Source organism: Brevibacillus centrosporus, assembly GCF_046622605.1.
GTDB classification, from domain to species: domain Bacteria; phylum Bacillota; class Bacilli; order Brevibacillales; family Brevibacillaceae; genus Brevibacillus; species Brevibacillus centrosporus.
The window spans coordinates 5,896,552-5,915,768 of record NZ_CP176856.1 but is presented as its reverse complement, the minus strand read 5'-3'; the positions used below and the strand labels follow the sequence as shown (position 1 = coordinate 5,915,768).

Annotated in this window: 22 protein-coding genes; all 22 read right to left on the bottom strand. The window is 50.7% G+C overall.

Translation table 11 applies throughout. The features are described from left to right. Positions 1-81: 81 nt before the first annotated feature. Positions 82-318 carry a DUF1146 family protein gene (locus ACLIN2_RS29490; RefSeq protein WP_411502915.1) on the bottom strand — a complete coding sequence of 79 codons (237 nt, stop codon included), beginning with the start codon at positions 316-318 and terminating at the stop codon, positions 82-84. 110 nt (positions 319-428) lie between these two features. After that, complete coding sequence (gene nuoN / locus ACLIN2_RS29485) at positions 429-1,955, bottom strand: NADH-quinone oxidoreductase subunit NuoN (RefSeq protein ID WP_092268255.1); 1,527 nt, start codon at positions 1,953-1,955, stop codon at positions 429-431. A gap of 4 nt (positions 1,956-1,959) precedes the next feature. Continuing rightward, positions 1,960-3,501: a complex I subunit 4 family protein gene (locus tag ACLIN2_RS29480; RefSeq protein ID WP_411502914.1), complete on the bottom strand. Its 1,542-nt coding sequence runs from the start codon at positions 3,499-3,501 to the stop codon at positions 1,960-1,962. Beyond that, positions 3,485-5,407, bottom strand: coding sequence for an NADH-quinone oxidoreductase subunit L (nuoL, locus tag ACLIN2_RS29475; RefSeq protein WP_400583192.1), 1,923 nt, complete (start codon positions 5,405-5,407; stop codon positions 3,485-3,487). The genes ACLIN2_RS29480 and nuoL overlap by 17 nt, the downstream gene beginning before the upstream one ends. Positions 5,408-5,434: 27 nt before the next feature. Continuing rightward, the gene (gene nuoK, locus ACLIN2_RS29470) at positions 5,435-5,746 is read right to left on the bottom strand and encodes an NADH-quinone oxidoreductase subunit NuoK (protein WP_092268258.1); all 312 of its coding nucleotides are present in this window, start codon (positions 5,744-5,746) and stop codon (positions 5,435-5,437) included. Continuing rightward, complete coding sequence (locus ACLIN2_RS29465) at positions 5,743-6,252, bottom strand: NADH-quinone oxidoreductase subunit J (RefSeq protein WP_092268259.1); 510 nt, start codon at positions 6,250-6,252, stop codon at positions 5,743-5,745. Before ACLIN2_RS29465 ends, nuoK begins: the two co-directional genes overlap by 4 nt. Positions 6,253-6,254: 2 nt before the next feature. Beyond that, complete coding sequence (nuoI, locus tag ACLIN2_RS29460; RefSeq protein ID WP_122926904.1) at positions 6,255-6,668, bottom strand: NADH-quinone oxidoreductase subunit NuoI; 414 nt, start codon at positions 6,666-6,668, stop codon at positions 6,255-6,257. Between the two features lie 99 nt (positions 6,669-6,767). Next, complete coding sequence (nuoH, locus tag ACLIN2_RS29455; protein ID WP_411502913.1) at positions 6,768-7,775, bottom strand: NADH-quinone oxidoreductase subunit NuoH; 1,008 nt, start codon at positions 7,773-7,775, stop codon at positions 6,768-6,770. Further along, on the bottom strand, positions 7,775-8,923 hold the full coding sequence (locus ACLIN2_RS29450; RefSeq protein ID WP_122926902.1) for an NADH-quinone oxidoreductase subunit D: 1,149 nt from the start codon (positions 8,921-8,923) through the stop codon (positions 7,775-7,777). Before ACLIN2_RS29450 ends, nuoH begins: the two co-directional genes overlap by 1 nt. A 3-nt stretch (positions 8,924-8,926) precedes the next feature. Next, positions 8,927-9,979: an NADH-quinone oxidoreductase subunit C gene (locus ACLIN2_RS29445; protein WP_411502912.1), complete on the bottom strand. Its 1,053-nt coding sequence runs from the start codon at positions 9,977-9,979 to the stop codon at positions 8,927-8,929. Further along, entirely contained in the window at positions 9,976-10,494 is a 519-nt protein-coding gene (locus ACLIN2_RS29440) for a NuoB/complex I 20 kDa subunit family protein (protein ID WP_055745678.1), read from the bottom strand. The genes ACLIN2_RS29445 and ACLIN2_RS29440 overlap by 4 nt, the downstream gene beginning before the upstream one ends. Continuing rightward, positions 10,485-10,856 carry an NADH-quinone oxidoreductase subunit A gene (locus ACLIN2_RS29435; RefSeq protein WP_092268264.1) on the bottom strand — a complete coding sequence of 124 codons (372 nt, stop codon included), beginning with the start codon at positions 10,854-10,856 and terminating at the stop codon, positions 10,485-10,487. Before ACLIN2_RS29435 ends, ACLIN2_RS29440 begins: the two co-directional genes overlap by 10 nt. A 351-nt stretch (positions 10,857-11,207) precedes the next feature. Continuing rightward, positions 11,208-11,948 carry a DUF6042 family protein gene (locus tag ACLIN2_RS29430; RefSeq protein WP_411502911.1) on the bottom strand — a complete coding sequence of 247 codons (741 nt, stop codon included), beginning with the start codon at positions 11,946-11,948 and terminating at the stop codon, positions 11,208-11,210. A gap of 217 nt (positions 11,949-12,165) precedes the next feature. After that, positions 12,166-12,564: a F0F1 ATP synthase subunit epsilon gene (locus ACLIN2_RS29425; protein ID WP_092268266.1), complete on the bottom strand. Its 399-nt coding sequence runs from the start codon at positions 12,562-12,564 to the stop codon at positions 12,166-12,168. Between the two features lie 27 nt (positions 12,565-12,591). Further along, complete coding sequence (gene atpD, locus ACLIN2_RS29420; RefSeq protein WP_092268267.1) at positions 12,592-14,001, bottom strand: F0F1 ATP synthase subunit beta; 1,410 nt, start codon at positions 13,999-14,001, stop codon at positions 12,592-12,594. Between the two features lie 48 nt (positions 14,002-14,049). Further along, the gene (gene atpG / locus ACLIN2_RS29415; protein WP_092268268.1) at positions 14,050-14,913 is read right to left on the bottom strand and encodes an ATP synthase F1 subunit gamma; all 864 of its coding nucleotides are present in this window, start codon (positions 14,911-14,913) and stop codon (positions 14,050-14,052) included. A 73-nt stretch (positions 14,914-14,986) separates the two neighbouring features. Further along, positions 14,987-16,498, bottom strand: a complete 1,512-nt coding sequence (gene atpA, locus ACLIN2_RS29410) for a F0F1 ATP synthase subunit alpha (RefSeq protein WP_092268269.1) — start codon at positions 16,496-16,498, stop codon at positions 14,987-14,989. Between the two features lie 48 nt (positions 16,499-16,546). After that, a complete protein-coding gene (locus ACLIN2_RS29405; protein WP_092268270.1) occupies positions 16,547-17,074 on the bottom strand; it encodes a F0F1 ATP synthase subunit delta in 528 nt (175 codons plus the stop codon). Next, on the bottom strand, positions 17,071-17,574 hold the full coding sequence (gene atpF / locus ACLIN2_RS29400; RefSeq protein WP_122926462.1) for a F0F1 ATP synthase subunit B: 504 nt from the start codon (positions 17,572-17,574) through the stop codon (positions 17,071-17,073). Before atpF ends, ACLIN2_RS29405 begins: the two co-directional genes overlap by 4 nt. A 113-nt stretch (positions 17,575-17,687) precedes the next feature. Continuing rightward, positions 17,688-17,909, bottom strand: coding sequence for a F0F1 ATP synthase subunit C (atpE, locus tag ACLIN2_RS29395; protein WP_029100371.1), 222 nt, complete (start codon positions 17,907-17,909; stop codon positions 17,688-17,690). 54 nt (positions 17,910-17,963) lie between these two features. Further along, entirely contained in the window at positions 17,964-18,779 is an 816-nt protein-coding gene (atpB, locus tag ACLIN2_RS29390) for a F0F1 ATP synthase subunit A (RefSeq protein ID WP_327931338.1), read from the bottom strand. Positions 18,780-18,844: 65 nt separating this feature from the next. Further along, positions 18,845-19,213 (bottom strand): ATP synthase subunit I, encoded by a 369-nt coding sequence (locus tag ACLIN2_RS29385; RefSeq protein ID WP_092268273.1) that lies wholly within the window; start codon positions 19,211-19,213, stop codon positions 18,845-18,847. Positions 19,214-19,217 lie beyond the last annotated feature (4 nt).

Below are 19,217 nucleotides of genomic sequence, written 5' to 3'. Positions count from 1 at the left end.
TCACATGCATCTCTTTGTACTTCTCATTTTGCACATGAAACTGGGTGGATATACCAGTAAATCGGCTAGAAGTTTGGACTGCTATTGAAACATGTTCCCGAACGCAAGGGACCAGCCCAAATAATCGAGGAAGAAGCGAGATATCTCATACCCTACCACGACTGACAATAAGATTTGCAACAGCTTGGCCTGCGCGCTGTTTGGCTTCTTCACGATCTTCTCAAAGCGAAGCGACTGCAGGGACCACCAAGCAAGACCGATAAATACGATCGTGACGATAATGCTGACAAAGCCGTAAATTTCTTGCGGCACTCTCATTTCCTCCTCTGTTCTCTGTAGAAAAATACGAGTGTAAATACGTAAAAAGGGACAGCCCCGATTCGAGGCTATCCCTCTATTGTACATGAACCGCTACGCTGTTTCGAGTTTCATCGGAAGCTCGGCGGTAGCATATTTCCGAAATCGAATGACGGATTGAAATGCGCCTGGATATAATCGGTCACGAGTCCCGGGAAAGCCCCAAAGAACACGGTTGCGACCGCCATCACGAGAATAAAGGTCCAGATCCCTTTTGGTACGTACAAGGAAGCTTCGCTCGAACCAGGACGCATGTACATCTGCCGTATAATCCCGAAGTAGTAGTAGTACGAAACGACGCTAGTGATGATCATGATCGCGGAGAGCCAGTAGTTTTCCTGTGCGAGAGCGCTCATGAACAGATAGAACTTCCCGAAAAACCCTGCCGTGATCGGAATCCCTGCCAAGGAGAGCAAGAAAATGCTCATCGCGATAGCAAGGCTTGGCGAGCGATGATACAAACCGGCAAAGCCTTTCAAATCCTCAGTTCCTTGCTCGCGGGAGACGACCATGATGACAGCAAAAGCCCCGAAGCTTACGAGCAAATAGCCAAACAGGTAAAAGATCACTTCACTAAAGAACAGCGTGGTAGGCGGGACAAACGGTACAAGCAAATACCCAGCCTGGGCAATACCCGAATACGCCATCATGCGTTTGACATTCGTTTGTCTGAGCGCCATCGTGTTGCCGATAATCATCGATGCTGCCGCCATAAGTCCCAAATAGAGACTTCCGTGGTCGAAGAAGAATCGACTAGAGCCATCTGTCACATTAAAGAACGAGATCAACAGCAGACGGAACAAAAGCGCGAAGCCCGCTGCTTTGGAGACCACCGCCAGGAAGGCCGTGACGGGAGTTGGTGCCCCTTGATACACATCCGGTGCCCACATATGATTCGGAGCCGCAGATATTTTGAAAGCTAGACCAACCGCCAGAAAAGCAAACGAGATGTAGACGAGGAATTGATAGCCCGCCATGCCTGCTTCCGCCAGCTTGGTCGAAATCTCATACACATGCGTCGTTCCGGTCAAACCGTAGACGTATGACATCCCGAACAGCGTAACAGCTGTAGCGATACTGCCCGAGACGACGTACTTGAATGCCGACTCGTTCGATTGTAGCGACTTTTTCCGCAATCCGACCAGCACGTAGGAGGATAGCGACAAAAGCTCCAGACCTACAAACAGTGTGATCAAATCAGCAGAAGATGCCATGACCATCGCACCGAGAAGGCCCGTCAGCAGCAGGTAGTAATACTCACCCGTGTGCTCCACTTCTCTCTGCTTCAGATACGACAGGGACAGCAGCAAGGCAAACGCCGTTCCCGCCAGGAATAGCAGTTTGAATGCATTGCCGTAGTTGTCGATCCGGATCATATCCGCCATATAGCTGTACGGCTTGTCGAGTGTGTTTACATTGACGAAGACAAACACAGCAGCCAGTACAACACCCAACAGGGAAAGCCAGCCGATCACCTGCTTGCCTAGTCGTTTCCCCGCGAACAGGTCCAAGAGGGACAGCACCGTTGCAAAGCCTAGGATAATAAACTCGGGCAGAAGGTAACTCCAGTTATACGAGAAGATATCTTTAACGTCCATGGATTTACCCTCCTATTCCCGTGACAATGGGTACGATCGTTTTCAGAGCTTGCTGCATCGGATTTCCCAGGACAGCCGGGTAAACACCGATCAGGATGATGCAGCCCAGCAGCACCACCATAGGAATGACCTCCATCGGCTGCGCGTCAGCGAGTCCTTCGAAACGTCCCGGGGTTTGGCCAAAGGTCGTACGCAGGATTGCCCGCAGCAGGTAGACTGCCGTCAAGACGATACCAATAGCCCCAATGGCTGCAAGAATCGGCATGCGCCCGAACAATCCCAGGAAGGCGAAAAATTCACTGATAAATCCGGACATCCCTGGCAGACCCAGAGAAGCCATCGCGCCAGCCAGCAAAATTCCGCTGACAAACGGCATGGATTTCGCCAAGCCGCCGAGCTCGTCGATCTGCGAGGTCTGCGTTCGATCCCAAATCACGCCAATCAAGAAGAACAACAGCGCGGAGATAAACCCGTGAGATACCACCTGAAACATCGCTCCCTGAAACCCGATGCTATTCATCGAGGCAAATCCGAGAAGGACGATTCCCATATGGCTGATACTGGAGTAGGCCAGCACCATTTTCAAATCCCTTTGGACGAAAGCCAGAACGGCTCCATACAGGACGTTGATGATCCCCAATACCGCCAGCCAGGTCGAAAACGAATAGGCTTGCTCCGGAAAGAACCCGATGCCCATACGCAGCAATCCGTACGCGCCCATTTTCAGCAGGATCCCCGAGTGAATCATAACGATAGAGGGCGGTGCCTGTACGTGTACCTTCAGCATCCACGTATGGAACGGAAACACGGGAAGCTTGATGGCAAAGGCGATAAACAAGGCTAAGAACAGTCCGTAGCGGAAAGCTGGTGACAGTGCCGCTGCCGCCGGATGCTCAGGTGTAGATAAAATGGTTGCGATTTGTTCGATATTCATCGTACGCAGCACGATAAAGATGACGATGAAGGCGAGCAGCATGATGCCGGAGCCAATCCCGTTGTACAAGAGGAATTTGTTCGCGGCATGCTCACGTTCCCCGTAGCCCCAGATTCCGATCAGGAAGAACGTCGGAACGAGCGTCATCTCAAAGAAAATGAAGAAGAGGAACAGGTTGTCGGCCGCAAACACGCCGAGCATCCCCATCAGCAAAACATGAAACAGGATGAAGTACTCTTTCTGCCTCTTTTTGAGCTGCCAGGAGGCCACTGCCGCGAGTGTAGCAATGATCGCTGTCAGCAAAATCAACGGCATCGAAATCCCGTCTACACCCAGCTCGTAGTTAATATCAAACGTGAATACCGCTCCAGTCTGTGCCAAACCGATCGGAATCGAGATCCAGTCGTGCTTCTCCACAAACTGCAGGGCAGTCGCGTTGTAATTGAAAGAACCAAACATCCACAAAGCCAGGATCAGCGGAAGCAGGGTGCCGTAAATGCCGATCTGCTTAATTGCACCGCCCTGATGATTCGGCACAAAAGCGAGGATAATGATCGCCAGCAGCGGAGAAAACACCAGTGCTGACAGTAGGATATTAGTGACCGAATCCAAAGAGTCCACCTCCCTGCGCCGTCAAGCTGATGGCGACAATCAAGAGCAGCAATCCAAACAGAAGCATCGCCCCGTAGGACTGCATCTGGCCACTCTGCACTCGTGCATGCAGGGCACCGATCCCTTGGGTAATCTTTGCCGTCAGTCCCACCAAGCCATCTATGATGTACTTGTCAAAGGCATTCAAGAAAACGCCAAGCCATCCAAGCGGTCGAACGAACACGTAATGGTAGAGCTCATCCACGTAATACTTGCGATAGGAGAGGCGATAGAGCCATGGCAACGTCTCCGGTATGGAATCTGCAGGAATCGATTTTCGCCCGTACATCAGATAGGCAAGCAAGATACCCAAGAAGGAAATAGCCAGAGCCAAAACTTGCAGCCAAGCCGCAGCATGCTCACTTCCTTCTCCAAACACGCTGGCAATCGTATCGCCCGTTGGTGAAGCAAGCAGCCAATCCGTCAGCAGCGGTGCATACGGCGTATTGACGAACCCAGCCACAATGGCGAGAAAAGCGAGCACCAGCAAAGGACCCGTCATGACGGAAGGTGATTCATGCGCCTCATGCTTGCCACGCGCCTCGCCAGTAAAGGTAAGGAAGTACAGACGGAACATGTAGAAGGCGGTGAAGAAAGCAGCCACGAGTGCCAGCACCAAGAGATCGTATCGGTGCGCCCCGTACACCGCGCCCAAGATCGCTTCCTTCGACCAAAAACCGGCAAATGGGAAGATCCCTGCAATCGCCAGGCAGCCAATCAAGAAAGTGAGTGCGGTAATCGGCATCTTCTTCCACAAACCACCCATTTCAAATACATCCTGCGTATGTACAGCATGGATGACGCTACCCGCTCCTAGGAAGAGCAACGCTTTGAAAAAGGCATGGGTCATCAAGTGAAAGGATCCTGCGACATAACCGGCAGCGCCCGCAACGCCCAGTGCCATCATCATGTAACCCAGCTGACTGACCGTCGAATAGGCGAGAACGCGTTTGATATCCCGCTGCGTCAGACCGATGGAAGCTGCGAAGATAGCGGTAAATCCACCGACGTAAGCTACCACAGTCAATGCTGTCTCCGATGCGATGAATACCGGATAAGTCGCTGCCACGAGGTATACCCCTGCTGCTACCATGGTTGCAGCGTGGATCAGGGCAGATACAGGAGTCGGACCTTCCATCGCGTCAGGCAGCCACGTATGAAGCGGGAATTGCCCCGACTTCCCAACCGCTCCAACGAAGATGAGAATCGCAGCCAGCGTGACCATCCAAGGCTCCAGCCTGCCAAGTGCCACACTTTCAAAAATTTGATCGTACTCAAAGCTTCCAGTCCACCAGAACAAAAGACAGATTCCGATAAACAGACCAAGGTCGCCCACACGTGTAACGATGAACGCCTTTTTTGCCGCTGCCTTTGCTTCCGGCTTGAAGAAATAGTAGCCCACCAACAGGAACGAGCAGACACCCACTAGCTCCCAGAAAATGTATACCTGCAAGAGATTAGGCGAAATCACCAGTCCCAGCATGGAGAAGGTAAACAGAGCAAGATACTGATAAAACACAGGGAAACGATCGTCCCCGTGCATGTAGCCTCTGGAGTAGATCTGGACCAAAAGGCTGACCAGTGTCACGATCACCAGCATCATGGCATTGAGCTGATTGACCTCATAGCCCATGTTGATCACGATATCTCCTACCTGAAGCCAATCGACAACGAATTTATAATCTGCCGCTCCCCCCTGAAATCTCTCCCAGAAGATGAGCGCTGCTATCCCGAACGAAACTGCCGTCAGCACGATGCCGACGAGTGAAGCTCCTTCTTTCAACTGGCGACCAAACGAAACGATCACGATGAAAGCTAGAAGCGGAAACAGAGGGATGAGCCATGCGTAGTGCAGAAGAGTATCCATCTTTGTCCTCCTTTTCTGGTTTCCATCTTATCGTTTCATTTCATCCATTTCGTCTACGTTCACTGTCGCCTTGTTGCGATAGAAGGCAATCAAGATGGCCAATCCCAACGCTACCTCTGCAGCTGCGACTGTCATGCTAAACAACGTGAAGATTTGCCCGGATACGGAAGGGTACAGCCCGTATTTCGAGAATGCGACCAAATTGATGTTCACCGCATTCAGCATCAGCTCGATCGACAACAAAACGACGACTGCATTTCGTTTCGTCAGGGCTCCATACAGACCGACACAAAACAGAATCAAGGCGACTAGCAGATAGGAGGTAATGCTTACCGTCATTCGTTATCCCCCTCCTTCTTTGCCATAATGATCGCTCCGATTAAAGCGACCAGCAGAAGCACGGATACCAGCTCAAACGGAATCACGTACTCGGTGAAGACTACCAGACCAATCTCCTTCGCATTGCTCACTCCAGATGCAGCAGGCGGCGGAGATGCCGGCCAAGCGGTATTTTGAATCCCCCAGAACAACAGGGCGAAAACAAGTGCTACAAACAGCAAGATGAACCTGTTTTTCCACTTGCGTCCGGTTCCCTCATCATAAGCATCGTGCTTGGTGAGCATGATCCCGAAAAGCATCAGAATGGAAATGGCGCCTGAATAGACGAGTACCTGCGCGACTCCCACGAACTCTGCTCCGACGAGAACGAACAAGCCCGCAATACTGATAAAGGTAATACCTAGAGAGATAACCATGTGAACGACTCGGGTAAAGCTGATCATAAAGACAGCTCCGCCAATCGTCAGCAGAGAAAGAATAAAGAAGGCTACGAATTCGCCTGTCATCACTAGTTCTCCTCCCTGACGTTGGTATTGTTGTCATCTAGCCATTTCAAGTTCTTGTACAGCTCATCACGGCTATACGCAGCCAGCTCAAAGTTGTTGGTCATCACAATCGCTTCTGTCGGGCAAACCTCCGTACACAAATCGCAAAGGATACAGAGCTCAAAGTTGATATCGTAGGTGTCGATCAGCTTTCCTTTTTTATCGGGATCTGGATGGGGCTTGCCTGTCAGTTGGATGCATTCTGTCGGACAAATACGTGCGCACTGATTGCAAACAATGCATTTCTCCGGAGAAAAGTGCTGGATGCCGCGAAAACGAGGCGGCATGGGAAAAGGAACATCCGGATAGAAATGCGTTATTTTTTTCTCAGTCAGCTTTTTAAAGGTATATCCCAGGCCTTTGGCCAATCCTAGCATGTGTGTCACCCCTCGGTTTTGAGAACTTCGCCTCGCTCATTTCAATCCTTGGCGAGCCTACGTGCCTTCCATCCATCTAGCTATGTGCCTCTCCCCTTATTAGAACATGCCGTTCTGATAAGAGATGACGACGGCTGTGAGCAGGATGTTGAACAACGCTACGGGCAAGAGCACTTTCCAGGCGAACGACATCAGCTGGTCGACACGCATACGTGGCATGGTGGCCCGCAACCAGAACTGGAAGAATACATAGAGGGAAAACTTCAGCACGAACCAGATAATTCCCGGTATGAAGCTCAGTGCGGGATGGATCGGCAGCCAGCCACCCAAGAACAGAATGGTAATCAACGTCCCCATTCCAAACATGTACACGTACTCCGCCAGCATGAACATCGCAAAGCGGAAGCCGGAATACTCGACGTGGTAACCTGCGACGAGCTCGGACTCTGCTTCGGGCAAGTCAAACGGGGTACGGTTCAGCTCTGCTTGTGCAGCGACAATGAAAACAACGAATCCGATAAACTGCGGAACGATATTCCAGACATCCCGCTGTGCCTCGACAATTTCCCTGAGATTCATGCTGCCCGTCATGAGGACGATACCTACCACGGACATGACCAGCGGAACTTCATAGCTGATCATCTGCGCAGCGGAGCGGAGACCCCCGATCAGCGAATACTTGTTGTTCGAAGCCCAGCCTGCCGTAATTACCCCTAGGACGGTAATCCCGGACAAAGCGATGTAGTACAAAAGCCCAATCCCTAGGTCAGCAAACTGAATACTCTCGGTAAATGGCATCACCGCCAATACAGCAAATGCAGGCGCGTATGCCAGAATAGGAGCTAGCGTAAACAGCGCTTTGTCTGCGTGCAGAGGACGTGTATCTTCTTTCAGCAAAAGCTTGGTCACGTCGGCTACTGTTTGCAATAGTCCCAAAGGACCTACCCTGTTGGGTCCAATCCGAAGCTGCATCCATCCAATGACTTTTCGCTCAAAGTAAATGGCGTAGGTCACAAACCCCAGCAGGACCGCAAGCAAGACTACTGCTGCTACGATAAACCAGATAGTGTTTCCCAATGAGGGTGCTTGCTGCAAGAGTGTACTCATTAACAGTCAACCTCCCCGAGCACGATGTCGATGCTGCCCAGGATGGCGATCATGTTGGCGAGGTTTTCACCCTCCAGCAGTTTGGGCAAGATTTGCAGATTGGTGAATGAAGGGCGTCTGAACTTCAGCCTCCACGGCTTATCCTTGCCCTGGCTTGCGATGTAACAGCCGATTTCTCCACGTGGAGATTCGATTCGCACGTACGTTTCCCCTGCTGGCGGCCGAATGACACGCGGCACTTTTCCGATGATCTCTCCCTCAGCAGGGAATTGATCGAGCGCCTGCTCAAGAATGCGAAGAGATTGTTCGATCTCGGCCATACGCAGGTGGTAGCGCGCCATGCAATCTCCCTCTGTCGCCGTCGGAACATCGAACTCAAAGCGGTCGTAGATGCAATACGGCTCGTCTTTTCGGATGTCCCACTTGATACCGGTTGAACGAAGCATGACACCGGAAAGCGAATAGTCCAGGGCAGTCTTGGAATCGAACTTCCCGATGCCTTTAATCCGGCTGATAAAGATTTCATTTCCCGTCACGAGCTGATGATAGCTCGGGAGTTCTTTTTTCATGTATTGCACGAAATCCTTTGCCTTCTCGATCCAGCCTGGCGGTGCATCCCATTTCACTCCGCCCACTCGCATGTAGTTGAAGGTCATGCGCGCACCGCACAGCTCATTAAACAGGTCGAGAATCATTTCCCGATCACGGAAAGCATACAGGAAAGGTCCCATTGCCCCGATATCGAGCAAATACGTTCCCCACCAGACCAAATGGCTGGCGACACGATTCAGCTCCATCGCAATCAATCGCAGAAATTGAGCTCGCTCAGGAATCTCCAATCCCATCATCGTTTCGACTGCATGACAGAGAACGTAGTTGTTGGTCATCGCTGATACGTAATCCATCCGGTCCGTATAAGGAATGATCTGCGTGTAATTGAGATTCTCCGCCAACTTCTCTGTGCCGCGATGCAGATATCCCATCACAGGAATCGCTTCCCGAATCGTTTCCCCATCGATTTTGACGACGAGGCGGAAAACGCCATGCGTACTGGGATGCTGTGGTCCTACGTTCAACAGCATCTCTTCCGTGCGAATGCCTGTATCCGGCGAGGTTTCTACTTGCGTTGTGAGGATGTTCTGGTTCATTCGTTAAACCTCCTCGTCGTATTGCACATAGTCTTTTCGCAACGGGTAGCCTACCCAGTCGTCCGGCAGCAAAATTCGACGCAAATCCCTATGTCCCGGGAAATGAATACCTAAAAGGTCAAAAGTCTCACGCTCGTTCCAATTCGCTCCCTGCCAAACATTCATGACAGAAGGAACGGAGGACTGCTCTCTGCTCGTTTTGACCTTCACTGCCACACTTTGCCGATTTTTGTAGGAATACAGATGGTAGTAAACCTCCATCCTGTCCTCGTAATCGACACCGTGCAAATCGGACAAATAGTCGAAGCCCAGCTGCTCGTCTTCTTTTAAAAATGGAGCCACTTCATGCCAGCGCTCGTTTGTAATGACGAGGGTCGGCACTTCTTTTGCTAGTTCGTTTATATAAGAGGCTTCCAACACTTCTGCGCCAAACGCCTCTGTCAATCGGGAAATGTATTTGTCCAGGTAAGGCTGGTTTTTGGAAGGAGCTTTTGGTGCTGCATCGGCTCCAGAATCCTCTGCGCCAGTCGCCCCTTTGGCTTTCGCTGCAGCTGCAGCGGCGGCTTTCGCTTTGGCGGCTGCCGCTGCCTTCGCCTTGGCATCCTCTCCACCTGCGTCTGCAGAGTCCCCGCCTGCTTCCCTGGCTGCCTTTGCCTTAGCAGCAGCCGCTGCTGCCGCTTTTGCTTTAGCTGCAGCCGCTGCTTTCGCCTTGGCATCAGCATCTGCTCCTGCTTCACCGGTGTCTACGCCTTGGGCTGCATCCTTGGCTGCCTTTGCTGCTTGGGCCTTTGCCAACGCCTCGGCTGCTGCCGCTTTCTTGGCTGCTGCCTTTTCCTCAGGGGTCATCTCAGATACTGGCTTCGCTGGGGCTGGAGCTGGGGGCGATTCTGGAGCAGTATTCTCGCCTTGCTCTCCCTTTTGCGAAGCTGCTTCCTGGGAAGCTTCCCCCGCCGCTTCCTGTTCTCTTAATTTTCGCAAAGCTTCAGCTTTGGCACGAGCCTCGGCTGCCGCCTGCGCCTTTTCTTCCGGCGTTGGCCTGCGCTTCTCCTCGCTCATTGACTGGTCACCTGCTTCCCAGTCTTCGCCTCATAGCGTATCTTTTCTTGCAGCTTGTTGATGCCATAGATCAGCGCTGCCGGATTCGGTGGGCACCCTGGAATATACACGTCAACCGGAACGACCTGGTCGACCCCTTTTACTACGCTATAAGACCGCACGTATGGTCCTCCAGCCGTCGCACAGGAACCCATGGCGATCACCCATTTCGGCTCCGGCATTTGATCATACAAACGACGCAATAACGGCGCCATTTTCTTCGTTACCGTCCCCGCCACGATCATGACGTCTGACTGGCGTGGAGAAGCACGGAAAATCACACCAAAACGGTCGAGGTCATAACGAGCTCCACCTGTTCCCATCATCTCAATCGCGCAACAGGCGAGACCAAATGTCAATGGCCACAGCGAGTTGCTGCGTACCCAGCCTTTTACCGTCTCCAGCGTCGTAAACATGACGTTGCGATCCAGTTCCTCCTGCAGTTCAGGCGCAATGCTTGTCAGATCTAGTTCCATTCCAGCACCTTCTTTCTCCACGCGTAGATCAAACCTACTACCAACAAGGATATAAAGATGACCATCTCGACTAGGGCAAACAGACCTAGCTGGTTGTAAGCGACGGCCCACGGGTACAGAAAGAGTGTTTCTACGTCAAAAATCACAAACATCAGCGCAAAGATGTAGTACTTCACATTGAAGCGTACCCAACTGTCCCCAACCGGAATGTTACCGCTTTCATAAGTTGTTTGCTTCTCCCGTGTTGGTTTCTTTGGGCGTAACAGCGGACCGATGAAACTGACAGTAGCCACGGGCAATAACACACCAAGGATCAAAAAGATGGCGACAATGACATAATTGTTGGTATAAATGTCATTCACCCACGTTCCCTCCGCTCTGTGCAAGGTATGAATCCTTTACTACGTGCCCTCTGCTGGAGTCGACACTCCTCTCAAAGGGTACTGCCTGCAGTATACGGGTGTAGGTACGGCTGTTGACATCTCTGATACTGGAAGAACTCCTGAATCAAATCGTCCCTTTTTCATGTGCTACAATCTGATCCAGATAGAAAAAAAATACCTTTATCATTATATCAAATCGCCCAATATGTGTCTAACGAAAGCCTCGAAACAAATCCATATATAGGAAAAAACCCAGAGAGATTTCTCTGGGTCCACTCTTCAAACCTTGATGCCCAAAGCAATCGGCTTGTCCGATCACCCTTGTTGGCTTTATTGCACGTTTTTCGAGAACTGCTCTCCGAGGAAATCCTCGTATACACGCTCCCACACAACGGTGAAAGTCATGCTCTCATCTTCTGGAATCTCCAGAATGCCTTCTACTGCTTTTTCCATATATGGCGTCAATTTGATCAAAACCTCAGCCAGCATTTCGTCGTTCGTGTTGAGCATGCTTTTCAGTTCAGCTTTCGAGAGCGTGAAGCTGTTTTCGTCTCTCTCATGAAGCATCATGATCAAGCGGCTAAAGATCGGATGAACCAATGCCTCGAGCTTCACATGTGCCAGAGCCAACGTTTCTGCTTCGTTCAATTGGAACAGATCAGCAGCGTCCGGGAACGGATAAACCGGTACGTCCCAAACATCGCCTTTATCGATGACCAGGCCCCATTTTTCGAAGAGAGCAACCGCTTCTTCCAGAGAAGTCGGATACTCATAGTTGGAACGGCTCAAAAACGCCTTGAAACGCTTCAAGAGGTTCACGTAGCCATTGTAGTCTTCTTCGGATTTGAACTGTTTTTTTACAGGAGCAGTGAATGTGCCTTCCAGAGCTTTAAACTCCTTCAAAGCCGCTTCCATTTCTGCTTTTGTTTCATATTTGGTTGTTACATAGCAAAACGCTTGGAACAATACATTCATCTCATGAGACAGCACGCTAGACCAGCCGTTTGCTGTATAGCTGCTGGGAATTACTACGCCTTCGTTGCTCTGGCGGATATCGCGAATGGTTTGCATCACTACTACTCTCCTTTTTCCCCAATAGCCAATGCCGCTTCATCCCGATGTCATCCTTACAATTACGCTTGTCGGCAGGGCATTAGGTCTATTATACACAGAAACCACAGGCAATTACCAACTGGAAATATCATGCCCCCAAACAGTTCCAGTTCATTCAATCTGTACGAAAAATCCCCGCAACCACATGGCCGCGGGGATCCCAGCTTCTTGCTGCTTACTTCGTTACGTCGAGACGAGCCATCGCACGTTGCAGGGCACGCTCTGCTCTTTGGAAGTCAAGGTCAGGGTACTTTTCGGACAAACGCTTTTCCGCACGGCCTTTTGCAGCCTGCGCACGTTCTACATCGATGTCACCTGGCAATTCAGCCGTTTCAGCGAGGATGGTTACCTTGTCGCCGCGCACTTCCATGAAGCCGCCACTCACTGCCATCTTCACTTCTTTTTCGCCTTCTGTTTTGATCCGAACTGGCGCTGTTTTCAGCGGGCTCACCAGCGGCATGTGATTCGGCAAAATACCGAGATCCCCTACTACACCGCGGGCGATGACCATTTCAGCTTGACCGCTGTAGACAACCCGTTCAGGAGTTACGACTTCAACTGTCATCTTGCTCACTTACTGGTCTCCCCTTTCCAGGGTGTCTTACGCCATGGACTTCGCTTTTTCTACCGCTTCTTCAATCGTACCAACATACAGGAACGCGCCCTCTGGCAGGTGGTCGTGCTTACCTTCGAGGATTTCTTTGAAGCTACGAACTGTATCTTTCAGTGGAACGTATTGACCAGGGTTACCGGTAAATTGCTCGGCAACGTGGAAGGACTGGGACAGGAAACGTTGAATGCGGCGTGCACGCCCAACTACTTGCTTGTCCTCATCGCTCAATTCGTCCATACCCAAGATTGCAATGATATCTTGCAACTCTTTATAACGTTGCAGGATTTTTTGTACGCCACGTGCTACATCGTAGTGTTCTTGACCTACAACGTCCGGGGACAGAGCACGGGAAGTAGATGCGAGTGGGTCTACCGCAGGGAAGATACCCAACTCAGCGATAGAACGCTCCAGGTTAGTCGTAGCGTCCAAGTGAGCAAACGTAGTAGCAGGAGCCGGGTCAGTATAGTCATCCGCTGGTACGTAGATCGCTTGAATAGACGTTACGGAACCTTTTTTCGTGGAAGTAATACGCTCTTGCAGCTGACCCATTTCGGTAGCCAATGTTGGTTGGTAACCTACCGCGGATGGCATACGGCCGAGGAGAGCGGATACTTCAGAACCCGCTTGGGTAAAGCGGAAGATGTTGTCGATAAACAAGAGTACGTCGCGGCCTTCTTCATCACGGAAATATTCCGCCATGGTCAAACCGGTCAGTGCTACACGAAGACGTGCACCAGGTGGTTCGTTCATTTGTCCGAATACCATCGCGGTTTTCGGCAGAACGCCTGCGTCTTTCATCTCGTGGTACAGGTCGTTACCTTCACGGGTACGCTCACCTACACCAGCGAATACGGAAATACCGCCGTGTTCTTGTGCGATGTTGTTGATCAGCTCTTGAATAGTAACGGTTTTACCTACACCCGCACCACCGAACAGACCGATCTTACCACCCTTGATGTAAGGAGCCAACAGGTCAATAACCTTGATTCCTGTTTCAAGGATTTCAACAGTAGTCGCTTGCTCAACGAACTCAGGAGCTTTGCGGTGAATTGGGTCACGACGATCTACTTGACCCATCTCTTGCAGGTCAATCGGTTCGCCGAGTACGTTAAATACGCGTCCGAGAGTTACTGCACCTACTGGAACGGAAATAGCTGCACCAGTATCAACTGCTTCCATACCGCGAACCAAACCGTCGGTAGAAGACATTGCTACGGTACGAACCATGTTATCACCCAGGTGAGTCGCAACCTCAACGGTCAAGTCGATGTCGCGCTCGCCAGCGCTTTGTGCTTTATGTTGAATCTTGATCGCATTGTAAATGGCAGGCAGGTGTCCACGATCGAACTCGATGTCAACAACCGGACCCATTACCTGAACCACGCGTCCATTCGCCATCTTACTTCTTCCCTCCTGTAAAGCTGAATTGGGAGCTATTCGCTGCCATTACGCCTGTGCGTTTGCACCTGCGACGATCTCGGAAATCTCTTGAGTAATGGCTGCCTGACGGGCACGGTTGTAAATCAACGTGTAACGGTTGATCATGTCCGTTGCGTTATCTGTCGCGTTGCCCATTGCAGTCATACGGGAACCTTCTTCGGAAGCCTTCGCTTCCAGAAGCGCACTGTATACCAGTGTCTCCGCATATTTTGGCAGCAGATCGGCCAGTACTTCTTCCGAGGACGGCTCATACTCGTAATTCATTTTGCGGTCGTTTGTGCTCTCGGGAGCCTCCAACGGCAGCAAGCGTTTTACGGTAGGTATTTGCGAAATTGCACTCTGGAACTTGTTGTAGCAGAGGTACAGCTCGTCGATTTGCTCATCCGCGAACATTTGGACTGCCGCGCCTGCAATTTTCTTGATATCGCCAAAGGATGGGCTGGCTGGCAGACCCGTAACCTCTTCCATCACCGAGTAATTACGTTTACGGAAGAAATCGCGACCTTTGCGTCCGATAACAAAAATGCCATACTCATCCTTGGACTTGTGCTTTTCAGCAATGGTATTGACTACAGCGCGAAGCATGTTTGCGTTGTAGCCACCTGCAAGACCACGGTCGGAAGTGATGACGATGTAACCAGTTTTTTTCACAGGACGGGATTGGAGCATTGGATGCTTGGAACCAGTGTTGCCGCTCGCAATGCTAGAAATCACTTCCTGGATTTTGTCAGCGTACGGACGTGCCGCTTCTGCTTTCTCCTGGTTGCGGCGAAGCTTTGCAGCTGCCACCATTTTCATCGCTTTCGTGATTTGGCGCGTATTTTTCGTACTCTTGATACTGCGTCGAATCTCACGTATTCCTTTAGCCACTCGTTTTCACCACCTTGAGGACGCATGGCCGAGCGAGAGCGCCCGGCATGCATCTGATGTCAATCGTTCGCGATTAGCGAGTTACCGAAAAGCCTTTTTTGAACTCTTCGATCGCTGCGTTGAATTCTTTTTCATCTGGAAGCTCTTTCGTAGTCCGGATATGCTCCAACAATTGCGGTTTGTTGGAATCCAGATAGGACAGAAGCTCCTTCTCAAAGCGGCCTACGTCGCCAACTGGAATATCATCCAGGAAACCTTTTGTAGCTGTATAGATAGAAGCAACTTGCTTCTCAACAGGCATTGGATCGAACTGACCTTGTTTCATGATTTCCATCAAGCGCTCACCACGGGTCAGACGAGCTTGGGTTGCTTTGTCCAGATCGGAACCGAACTGAGCGAAAGCAGCGAGCTCACGGTATTGAGCCAACTCAAGCTTGAGTGGACCTGCTACCTTTTTCATCGCCTTGATTTGCGCGGAACCACCTACACGGGATACGGAAAGACCGGTATTCACCGCTGGACGTTGACCTGCGTTGAACAAGTCTGTCTCCAGGAAGATCTGACCGTCCGTGATGGAGATCACGTTGGTTGGAATGTAAGCGGAGATATCGCCTGCTTGTGTTTCGATGAAAGGAAGAGCTGTAATAGAACCGCCACCCAGTTCATCGGACAGTTTCGCAGCGCGCTCCAGCAAACGGGAGTGCAAGTAGAATACGTCACCAGGATAAGCCTCACGACCTGGAGGACGGCGGAGCAACAGGGACATCTCGCGGTATGCAGAAGCCTGTTTGGACAGGTCATCGTATACGCAGAGGACATGTTGTCCTTTGTACATGAAGTATTCACCCATGGTTACGCCAGTGTAAGGAGCCAGGTACAGCATCGGAGCTGGGTCAGAAGCTGTAGCGGATACGATGATGGTGTATTCCAGAGCGCCTGCCTTGCGCAGAGTTTCTACGATGTTAGCAACAGTGGACTGCTTTTGACCGATTGCTACGTAGATACAAATCATGTTTTGACCTTTTTGGTTGATGATCGTGTCGAGCGCCACAGCTGTTTTACCAGTTTGGCGGTCACCAATGATCAACTCGCGCTGTCCACGACCAACCGGGATCATCGCGTCGATCGCTTTGATACCTGTTTGGAGTGGTTCGTGTACGGATTTACGCGCCATAACACCAGGAGCCGGGCTCTCGATTGGGCGGAAACCGTTGTTTGCGATAGGACCTTGACCATCGATTGGTTGACCCAGTGGGTTTACTACGCGGCCGAGCATTCCTTCCCCAACTGGAACTTCCATTACGCGGCCGGTACGTTTTACAGTATCGCCTTCCTTAATGTCGCGGAAAGGTCCCATAATAACGACACCCACGTTGTCTTCTTCCAAGTTGAGTACCATACCCATTACGCCATTTTGGAACTCGAGGAGCTCCCCTTGCATGGCCTTTTCCAAACCGTGAACGCGGGCGATACCGTCACCTACCTGGATGACTGTGCCTACATCCACAACTTCGATTTCAGATTTAAAGTTAGCGATCCGCTCTTTGATGAGGGAGCTAATCTCTTCTGGTCTGATTGCACTCACTTACATTCACCCCATTCATCCAACTTCTTAGTAGAGGTACTGCCAGCTTTACGCTTGATGCGCAAAGGTTTCCAACTTCGTTTTCAGGCTGCCATCATACAGACGGTCACCGATCTTGATCACGATGCCTCCGAGGATTGCTGGGTCTACCACTGCCGTCAAACGCAATTTTTTATTCAAGGTTTGACCGAACTTCTCAGCCAACTCTGCTTGTTCTTCAGATGTGAGCGGTTTCGCGCTCGTCACGATCGCATCCGCGATGCCACGTGCGTCGTTCGCCAGCTTCACAAAGGAACTGTAAATCGCAGCCAGTTCCGCTTCCCGTCCATTTTCAATCAGTACGCGGAGGAAATTAAAACTTTCTTCCCCTACATGACTTTTGAACAGTTCGTCTACCAGCTTGATTTTTGCATCAGCAGCAATGTGCGGATGATGCATGATCTTGCTCAGATCGGCATTCTGCTCGACAGCTTGCACGATCGCACCGAGGTCTGCTTCTACCTGATCGATCTTGCCACGCTCGCTCGCTACATCGAAGAGAGCGCGAGCATAACGTTTTCCTACAGCGCTACTCATAGGCGATCTCCCACTTGAGCGAGAAATTTGTCAACAGTAGACTTTTGCGCAGCTTCGTCCAGTTCTTTCTCGATGATCTTGGAAGCCAAGAGTACGGAAAGGCTAGTCATTTGCTCACGCAGTTCCAGCTTCGCTTTTTCTACTTCACGAGCCAGTTCAGCACTTGCATCAGCTTTCATGCGCTCGGAAGCAGCTTGAGCTTCCGCTACGATTTTGCTAGCTTCATCAGACGCTTGCTTTGCAGCACGGTCGATGATCGCTTTGGATTCAGCGCGTGCTTCATCCAGTACACGACGTTGCTCAGCGAGCAGTGCTTCCGCTTCATTACGGTTGCGCTCAGCCGAGGAGATTTCATTTGCGATATGCTGACGGCGTTTTTCCATCATGCCTACGATCGGGCCCATGGCGAATTTACGAACAGCCAGCAACAACAACAAGAATACAATTGCTTGGGTTAATAGCGTTCCCCATTCCAGGGATACAGCTCCAAAGTCGAGCATTCGTTTCACTCCTTCCTGCGAAAAGAAAGATGTATCTTCACGGATTCATAAAACCGTTTCTTCCAAAAATAGAGGCGGGTAACAAGCGCCCGCCTATCGTTTCCGTTGCTCGCTTACAGACGACCAAAGAGGATGAAACCGATCGCTACAGCGATGATCGGAACTGCCTCTACCAGACCAAGACCCAGGAACATGAGACCCATCAGGTTACCACGCGCTTCAGGTTGGCGAGCTACGCCTTCAATTGTACGAGAGATTACCAGGGAGTTACCGATTGCCGCGCCAAGAGCAGCAAGACCAAATACGATACCGATTGCAAGAGCCAAACCTTCCATTGTTTAAAAACCTCCTTAGTGTTGTAAAAAAGAATGAAATACGGAAATTGCCGATTAATGATCTTCGTTCACTTGCTGCGAGAGGTACACCATTGCAAGCGTCGTGAAAATGAACGCTTGTACGGAACCTACGAATACGGAGTAACCCAGCCAGATAAACAGCGGGATGCTACCGAAGATTCCTACACTCAGCAGGAAGGCGATCAAAACCTCACCCGCAAAGATGTTACCGAATAGACGCAAAGGAAGCGTCAACGGCTTAATGATGAACTCCTCGAGAATGTGAATCGGGTTCAGGAATGTATGTTTCAGCCAACCGCCAAAGCTCTTCTTGATTCCCAGATAGTGAGAGTATAGAAGAACGATGAGTGCCAAAGCGAAGGTAACGCTCGGCGTCGCGGTAGGCGATTTCCACCAACCAATTACCACACCGTGTGCATGCGGATCGGTAGAGTTCAACTCTTCCGTTACTTTTTCCAGCTTTTGTTGTTTCATTTCATCGCTAGTGGAAACAGTCAGCATGTCGATGAAACCTTGGCTTACCTCTTGGCCATGACTATTGTGGTGAGCCGTGTTCACGTTGAACAAAAGTCCCAATTGGTTCCCCAAGAAGATGTACAGGAACAACGTGAGCGCCAAGGAGACAAAACCCGCAGCTTTCTTCGGTGTGATGTAGCTCTTAGTAATACCGGTGACAAAGTCCACAATCCATTCCATCACGTTTTGCGTGCCGCCTGGAGTAGCGGAGGTCAGCTTGCGGGTCATACCGATACACATGAAGAGTACCACCAGAGAGGTTACCAGAATCATGAGAATAGTGGAGATGTCAAATACCATGCCCAACCATTCAAATCGCAGAGAATAATGCATGTATTTCACCCCTTTCTTCCGCGCGAGTAGTTTTTCGCATACATGTAAAAAAGAAATGCAGATATCTATTTAAAGGAGCGATACACAAAAAGGAAACTAAGAGCCTGAAAGAGGAACAACCCTATCAAAACGCCAGCAAGTCCAAATAAATGAGGGAATCGCATCGTCAGGAAGACAGCAAACCCCGCGACGATGAGGCGTTGTAGCATGCCAGTCCCTTTAGGCCGTACACTTGGATCGACAGCCATCTGACCGATACGCCAGGTTTTGCTGAAGAGGACAGTTCCATTCACGAGACTGCAGACCATCCCTAAAAGAAGGCCCTGCAAAAAGAATCGATACGATGGCAACACTGCCCAGAGTATCGCAGCTATCGCCATACAGAAAAAGGCATAGCGAAAAGTGGCTCGCATAGCCAAAGTAAACGTTTGCATGTCC